The 7,689-nt window shown below is 44.2% G+C and carries 6 protein-coding genes; 5 read left to right on the top strand and 1 reads right to left on the bottom strand.

Going from position 1 to position 7,689, the window contains the following annotated elements; all coding sequences use genetic code 11:
- Positions 1 to 135 precede the first annotated feature (135 nt).
- The 5 genes from RIB93_RS15760 (at position 136) to RIB93_RS15740 (ending at position 5,354) form a co-directional block, all read left to right on the top strand.
- Positions 136 to 1,728 carry a hypothetical protein gene (locus RIB93_RS15760; protein WP_446373685.1) on the top strand — a complete coding sequence of 531 codons (1,593 nt, stop codon included), beginning with the start codon at positions 136 to 138 and terminating at the stop codon, positions 1,726 to 1,728.
- A 79-nt stretch (positions 1,729 to 1,807) separates the two neighbouring features.
- Positions 1,808 to 2,764, top strand: a complete 957-nt coding sequence (locus RIB93_RS15755) for a lysylphosphatidylglycerol synthase transmembrane domain-containing protein (protein ID WP_446373683.1) — start codon at positions 1,808 to 1,810, stop codon at positions 2,762 to 2,764.
- 130 nt (positions 2,765 to 2,894) lie between these two features.
- Complete coding sequence (locus tag RIB93_RS15750) at positions 2,895 to 4,340, top strand: sensor histidine kinase (protein WP_446373682.1); 1,446 nt, start codon at positions 2,895 to 2,897, stop codon at positions 4,338 to 4,340.
- A gap of 200 nt (positions 4,341 to 4,540) precedes the next feature.
- Positions 4,541 to 4,765 carry a helix-turn-helix domain-containing protein gene (locus RIB93_RS15745; RefSeq protein WP_446373681.1) on the top strand — a complete coding sequence of 75 codons (225 nt, stop codon included), beginning with the start codon at positions 4,541 to 4,543 and terminating at the stop codon, positions 4,763 to 4,765.
- Positions 4,766 to 4,814: 49 nt separating this feature from the next.
- Positions 4,815 to 5,354 carry a Uma2 family endonuclease gene (locus RIB93_RS15740; protein ID WP_446373680.1) on the top strand — a complete coding sequence of 180 codons (540 nt, stop codon included), beginning with the start codon at positions 4,815 to 4,817 and terminating at the stop codon, positions 5,352 to 5,354.
- A 547-nt stretch (positions 5,355 to 5,901) separates the two neighbouring features.
- On the opposite strand, the gene RIB93_RS15735 is transcribed toward RIB93_RS15740, so the two are convergent.
- On the bottom strand, positions 5,902 to 7,626 hold the full coding sequence (locus RIB93_RS15735) for an alpha-glucosidase family protein (RefSeq protein ID WP_446373679.1): 1,725 nt from the start codon (positions 7,624 to 7,626) through the stop codon (positions 5,902 to 5,904).
- Positions 7,627 to 7,689 lie beyond the last annotated feature (63 nt).

Raw genomic sequence — 7,689 nt, 5'->3', positions numbered from 1 at the left:
CAAATGACAAATGACAAATGACAAATGACAAATGACAAATGACAAATGACAAATGACAAATGACAAATGACAAATGACAAATGACAAATGACAAATGACAAATGACAAATGACAAATGACAAATGACAAATGACAATGAATAAAGACCTGTTTGCCCGCGAAGCCCTTGCCCAAATACCCAAACTCCTTACCCTGCTAGACCGCAACCCGCACAGTCCTACCTACGGCTGTTTTGACCGCAACTTCTGGCAGTATAAAATTATCGATTTCCCCAGTGGAATGGCTCAGGAGTTTGTTCTGCCTCTAGCATTAGCATATAATACCCAGTTATCCGATAACCCTTTTTACCAACAACCAGCGATGCAAGATTGGGTAGAAGCTGGAATTCTTTATGCGGCTAAAAGCGCCCATCCGGATGGGTCTTGTGATGATTATTTCCCTTATGAACGAGCCGGAGGCGCAGCGGCATTTTCCCTACTTGCCTGTATTGACAGTTATCAAGAATTAGGGTTAAATAACCCAATTGCTTTAAAGTTTTTTGAAAAACGCGCCGATTGGTTAGCCCATCATCAAGAAAGTGGACGCCTGACTAATCACCAAGCGTTAATTGTTTTATGTCTAGATTTGCTATCTAATTTATTACAAGCAACCAAGTGGGATAGAGCTAGAGTGCAACGTTTAGAACAGGTATTATCCTGGCAAAACCCTGAAGGTTGGTTTATTGAGTACGAAGGTTGTGACCCCGGTTACCATACGTTAACGATTTCTTGTTTAGCGCGGATTTATCAACTAAGACCTGATCCCCGGCTTAAAGAAGCATTAGTCAAAGCGGTTGATTTAGCCGCAGAATTTGTCCATCCTGATGGCTCTTATGGGGGAGAATATACCAGTCGCAATACATACAATTTCTTTCCTCATGGTTTTGAACTTGTGGGACAGTGGTATCCCCAAGCCCTAGAAATCAACGATCGCGTCCTGGTGGGACTGGCAAATGGACTGGCTCCTTGCTATGCTGACGATCACATTATTGGTCACCATACCTGGAACTATTTACTCACATGGCGCGATTTTGTGTCAACTCGACCTGAACCCACTCCCCGTTCTTCGGGTCGAGTTTGGTTTAAGGATGCACAAGTTTTAATTGACCGTCGCCAAAATACGGAACTGTATTTAGCCTTAAACAAAGGGGGAGTATTTAAACTGTTTCAGGACAAGCGTTTAGTCGCCTCTGACACTCAATTTTCATTGCAAGTCATAACGGGTAAAAAGATAAAAAATGCTGTCGGTCATTTAGTTGATACCTATCAAGTCAAAGTTGAGGAAAATGAAATTATGATTGAAGGAGAGTTGGGGTGGGCAAAACAGAAACAAATGACCCCCACAAATTTAATAATTTTGCGAGTTGTCATGCTCACAGTGGGTCGCTTCTTTCCCAACTTAATCCGCAAACTCTTACAAAAAATGCTAATTACAGGCAAGCAAAAAGCTCCGTTCCACTTCCGTCGCTTGATAGAGTGGAAAGATGGACAATGGCATATCATTGATGAGTTGCAAGCTCAGTCCTGGAAAGAGGTAGTCGCTGCCGGAATGGGTGGCGATCAAACTTCGATTTATGTGGTTATGAGTCGCACGTTTCAACGTGGACAATTACAGCCCTGGTTAGATTTAACCAATGAGGTTAAGAAACTAGATGCTTATGAATGGCTGCGATTAGAGCGAAAATTTTAAAAGTAGGAATCATGAGTCTAAGTTCACTGTTCGGTGACATAAGACATAAGACTAATGACAAATGACCAATGACTAATTTATGAAACGACTAATTTCAATCGCCGTCAGCCTAATTATCCTGGCAGTGATTTACTCAAAAATTGATTTTCCCGAACTCGTTGCCGTTTTCCAAAATAGCGATCGCGTCTGGATGCCTGTAAGCTTGGGAATGGTTGTTCCCCTAACCTTATTCACGTCTTGGCGGTTGCAACAACTGATGCCTAGTGAATCTCGCTTGGGCTTTTTTGAGGCAAATCGGTTAATCTTAGCGGCAAGTGTTTTAAATATGGTACTGCCGTCCAAGATGGGGGATATTGCCAAAGCCTATTTCATGAAACAGCGTGGTCATTTGAGTGGGACTCTTTCGTTATCGCTGGTGATTTTTGAAAAAGCTTGTGATCTTTTATCCCTGCTGTTGTGGTGTGTTTTTGGTTTATTACTCTATGAACCGAAAGATTGGCTATTTTGGCTGATGACGATAGCGGTGGGCGTGGGGTTAATCTTGGGGATTTGTCTCTTGGCGTCTCGCAAATTTGCTTATTTTTTCTTTATCGTGGCTCGCAAGATTGCCCCAAAAAAGATGCGTTCCAAATTAGAAACAATGCAAGGCTCTTGGGGCGACATGCATGACTATTTTTGGCGCGATCAACGTCAGCTTCTCAAAATCACCGGGACGTCGATTTTTATTTGGTTTTTACACTTATTACAAATTTGGTTTTTTATCCTAGCGCTGAAGGCGACGACTCCTTTTCTAGTCAATCTCGCCTTGTCTCCCCTCGCCATTTTAGCCGGATTATTACCGCTCACCTTTGCCGGAGTTGGCACACGCGATGCCGCATTAGTCTTGTTTTATCAGGACTATCTAGACCCCGCCACCGCCGCCGCCTTGGGATTGCTGTGTACCTCGCGTTACTTTTTACCAGCCATTGGCGGGTTACCATTCCTGAGTCAATTTTTAGCAACAATCCGTACAATCAAGGGCAGTCGAGACACCTAGCGCTTAACGTGACTCATCTCACTCAACTTAGTGATTAAAATCACAAGTATTGCGGACTACATATCACTGATAGCGTGATCAGAATCCTAGAAGCTAGTAGTAATGCCCAGATAAGCTTAGCAACACCCTCATGTTACTTCCCAGCAGCGACCGTTTACTCAACAGTCCACCTGATTGGTTGGAGTCAGACAAACCCTTATGTCCCAATTTGGTTAAGCAAACTCGGCAGATAGAAGTGTTGAATGAGGAATTAGCGGATCAAATTGCAGAACGTCAAGATATGGAGTTAGCCCTGAGGAAATATCGCAGCATGTTTGAGGGTGCCGTTGAGGGCATTTTTCAAACCACTCCAGACGGGCGATTTATCGACTGCAATCCAGCGCTGGTAAAGATTTATGGCTATGCATCCCCAGCGGAAATTTTGGAGAAGCTAACCGACATTGGACAACAACTTTACGTTGATCCAAATCGACGCCGGGACTTTATTGAGAAACTGCGATCGCACGATTCAGTTACAGACTTTGAATCCCAGGTGTATCGGAAAGATGGGCAGATCATCTGGATTTGTGAGAATGCTAGGGCGGTGCGCGATCGCGACGGGAATTTACTCTACTATGAAGGCTTCGTCACAGATATCACCCAGCGCAAAGCTACCGAAGAATCCTTGCGGCGATCCCAAGCAAAATACAAAGCCCAAGCCGAACAACTCGAAGAAGCACTAAATCAACTGCGCCAGACGCAACAACAGTTGATTGAAAAAGAACATCTTTCCACCTTAGGCAAATTGCTGGCTGGAGTTGCCCACGAAATTAATAATCCGGTTAATTTCTTATGTAACAATTTTCCTCATGCTCAACAGTATACCACAGACTTATTAAATTTACTCCAACTCTACAACAAATATAACCCCCAACCTGCACCAGAAATTCAACAGGAAGCCGAAGAAATTGATCTAGATTTTCTCCTCAAAGATTTTCCCAAAACCCTGTCATCTATGCAAATGGGTGCTGAACGACTGCGTCAACTTGTTTATTCCCTCAAAACCCTATCTGGAGTAAACGAAGAGCAATCGATAGATATTCACCAAGGGCTAGATAGCACCCTAGTCATGCTCTACTATCGTTTAAAATCAAAAGGAAACAAGCAAGAAATTAAAGTGTTCAAGGATTATAGCACACTGCCTTTAGTCACTTGTTATCCTTGTGGGTTAAATCAGGTATTTATGAATGTGCTGTGCAATGCCATTGATGCCCTAAAAGACATGCGTTCTCAACCCGCTAATGGGGACAGTGAGCAAACGATAACGCCATCCATCTGGATTCGCACAGAATTAATTGATAATGGGAAATCTGGGGCGTGTGCGGTTATTCGCATTATCGATAACGGACCGGGAATAGATGACGAACTGAAACAGCGAATCTTTGAGCCTTTTTTTACCACTAAACCTCCGGGGAAAGGTACGGGTTTAGGATTGTCAATTAGCCATCAACTCATTGTTGAAAAACATGGCGGAACGTTTACCTGTAATTCCACACCGGGTCAAGGAACAGAGTTTGTGATTGAAATTCCGATTTGAGTTTAGGGTTCATAGTTCATAGGTCATAGTTAATTAGGTAGCAAGGTTTTGCCCCAACGCTAGTCTAGTTAGGCATTGTCCGACTACTTACCTCTTTAAAAAAACTGCTGCATGTTTATCACACCACACTCTGCTCTTGACTGTATTTCTTGTTTTTACTGTTTTGTCTATACCGTACAGTAATTACCGTTCAGTATATAATGACTGAAGCAAGTAATCAAGTAACTTTGATGGAATTGCGAAACCGTGCTGGCTTAACTCGCCGACAAGTAGCGATGGAGTTGGGAGTGACGGAAAAAACAATCTACGTGTGGGAGACGAGTTCAAATCCACCTCGCCTGACGGTGGCTCAGGTTCAGCGCTTGCTAGAGATGTTGAATTGTTCTATGGCGGAACTGGTAGAAGCGACAGAAAATCGCTCCTAGATTAAGTTATCTGTCAATTGTAATTGTTACCCAAGGAAAGTAAGCAGATATGGTGACTACTCCTGTTGGACAAAAAGTTTTCTCCTTGGAAGACTATATGCAAAATCCTCCTGATCGCATGGAGTGGGTGAATGGGAAACTTGTTGAGAAAAATGGAATGACGTTTAAGCACAGTGTCACTCAATCCAGATTAGATTATTACTGGAGGAGTTATAAAATCTCCAGTGAGCAAGGGGGAGAAGTGTTGACAGAAGCCCCCTGTCGTACCCATAAACAAGGGCGGCGTCCAGATGTTGCTTATATCACTCGCGAATTGCTTGAAGAGTATGGTGAGTTTGAGGTACTTCCTGTCAGTTTTCCGTTAATTGCTGAGGTGGCTTCCCCGACTGACTTAGTTGAGGATTTTTGGGCAAAAGCGACTGAGTATTTGGAGTCAGGTTGTCAGGAAGTTTGGTTAGTTTTACCAGAGAATCGCTTAATATTTGTGCTGACTCAAACTCAAAAGTTATGGTTTGGTAAGGGTGAGGTCGCCAGGACACAGGAGGTATTACAAGGATTTAGTGTAGCAGTGGATGAATTATTGGATTGATATTACAGCGCTTTTGGTAGTAAGTGAAGTACACAGACAGATCCCCGACTTCTTGAAGAAGTCGGGGATCTTGCTTAAGGCTTGACCTCCTCAACCACCAAATCTGCTGTATGTTTGTCTAAACAGTTATTATTTCTATACTTTGCATCCCTACTCTTTGCCTTCTGCCCTTTGTCTTGTCCCTACCAAAACGGGGGTATAGCGCTACGCGCTGGGCAATAGGCAATAGGCAATAGGCAATAGGCAATAGTGAAGGAAAACGCTTACCTGACAAGGGATTGACCCTTCGACTTCGCTCAGGGTCAAAGCGATTTGATGTTTTCTTGATGTGTCCTAACTAGAGTGCGTAGTGCTATAGTCGATTTTTCGGCGTTGGTAAGGGCGCACATCTATGCGCCCCTACTTTCTTTCCCTTTTGTTTTTTATCTCTGTTGTGTTACGCTTACGCTCTACACAATCTACTATAACTTGGTCAAAACGTATTTCTGAATAAAAAGGGAGAATCTACACAAATCCTCCCTTTATTATCGCCATTGGAAATTAAACGCTATTCAGTTTCCGGCGAATAATTGCCAAAATAAACGCCATAGCCAGGAATTTCTACAACCCCGTTATACCGTCGGTTGATAAAATCAGACTCATCGGCTCGATAACAGTTGGGGTAGGGCGATAAATCATAATGCACAGGCATTGGACTCAAATTAAACAGACAAATCAGCTTTTGTTCGTCACATTGGCGAGTAAACCCGAGTAACGGTTCCTCTGTATCCAATAGGGTTAAATCCCCTTTCAGTAACGCTGGCTGTTTCTTGCGCCAATGAATCAAACGGCGATATTTATTCAGCAGAGACATCCGTTCGTGATCCTGCTGGTCAATCGCTTGGTCACGATGTTCATCGGGAATGGGTAGCCAGGGTTCTTCTGCTGTGGTAAAGCCAGCATTGGGCGCATCTTTGTGCCAAGGGAGAGGGGTGCGTGACCCATCTCGACCCAAAATTGACGGATACCCGGCTAGTCCAAAGGGGTCTTGCATTTTTTCAAAGGGAATCGTGGCTTGGGTTAAACCCAGTTCATCCCCTTGATAAATACAGCACCCTCCCCGCAAGGAAAGCTGGAGGGCGATAAATAGATGGTCAAAGACGGCGTGGGTAAATTTATCATCAATCAGAAACTTCAGCCAGCGACTTTTTAGTCGGGGAAAATCATGGGTTCCTCCTGTCCAGCAGATGACACCATCTTGGAAATGGCTTTCTACCTGCTCAATCATGTCCCGCACTCGCTGATAACTCAACGGTTCATCGTGCATCAAGGCTGAGTTATAGGCAGTATGTAAGCGTTTCTCTCCTTTAACATATTCACTGGACGTAACCACCGTATCTTCAGCCGAACTAATTTCTGCTAACGTCATTGTTCCGGGATATTGATCCATCAATTCCCGAATCGGTTCGAGAAATTCCAAGGTTTCCGGTTGGCAGAAGTTATATTTATTCCATTGGGAGAAAAAGGGATCGTGGGGATCTGCCCCGGCTGGACGTTTCCTATTTTTGGGTCGGGGTGGATTATCCCGTAATTGGCGGTCATGGGCAAAGAAGTTCACCACATCTAGACGGAATCCATCGACCCCCATATCTAACCAAAACCGGGCTACATCCAGAATGGCTTCTCTAACTTCCGGGTTATACCAGTTTAAATCCGGCTGTTCGGCGAGGAAATTGTGCAGGTAATACTGTTCCCGTTTCGGGTCCCATGTCCACGCACTTCCGCCAAAGGTGGAAAGCCAGTTGGTAGGGGGTGTCCCATCGGGTTTGGCATCCGCCCAGACATACCAGTCTGCTTTGGGATTGTCGTGGCTACTGCGACTCTCTAGAAACCAAGGGTGTTCGTTTGAGGTGTGGTTCCATACCTGATCAATGAGAACCTTTAACCCCAAATCATGTGCCTTATTCAGGAGATTCTGGAAATCTTCCATCGTGCCAAACATGGGTTCAACTGCACGATAGTCAGAAATATCATAGCCAAAGTCCTTCATCGGGGACTTGAAAAACGGTGAAACCCAAACCGCATCAACGCGAAGGGAGGCGATATAGTCTAATTTTTGCATGATCCCCTTCAGATCACCGATGCCGTCGCCGTTACTATCCATGAAGCTGCGGGGATAGACCTGATAGATAACGGCACTACGCCACCACTCCTGGGATTTTTGATGTTGATCGGGTTTTTTTACCTTGTCTGAGGTGGTAGATGTGGGATTGAGGGTAGATTGTTCACTCATACGCGATTAAAATTATCGTTATCTCTTGTGGGTTTGCCCTGTACTAAGGCTCTAAGTACAGCC

Origin of the sequence: Coleofasciculus sp. D1-CHI-01 (assembly GCF_040218875.1) — a bacterium.
Lineage (GTDB): Bacteria > Cyanobacteriota > Cyanobacteriia > Cyanobacteriales > Coleofasciculaceae > Coleofasciculus.
This window is presented reverse-complemented; position numbering and strand designations above follow the sequence as displayed.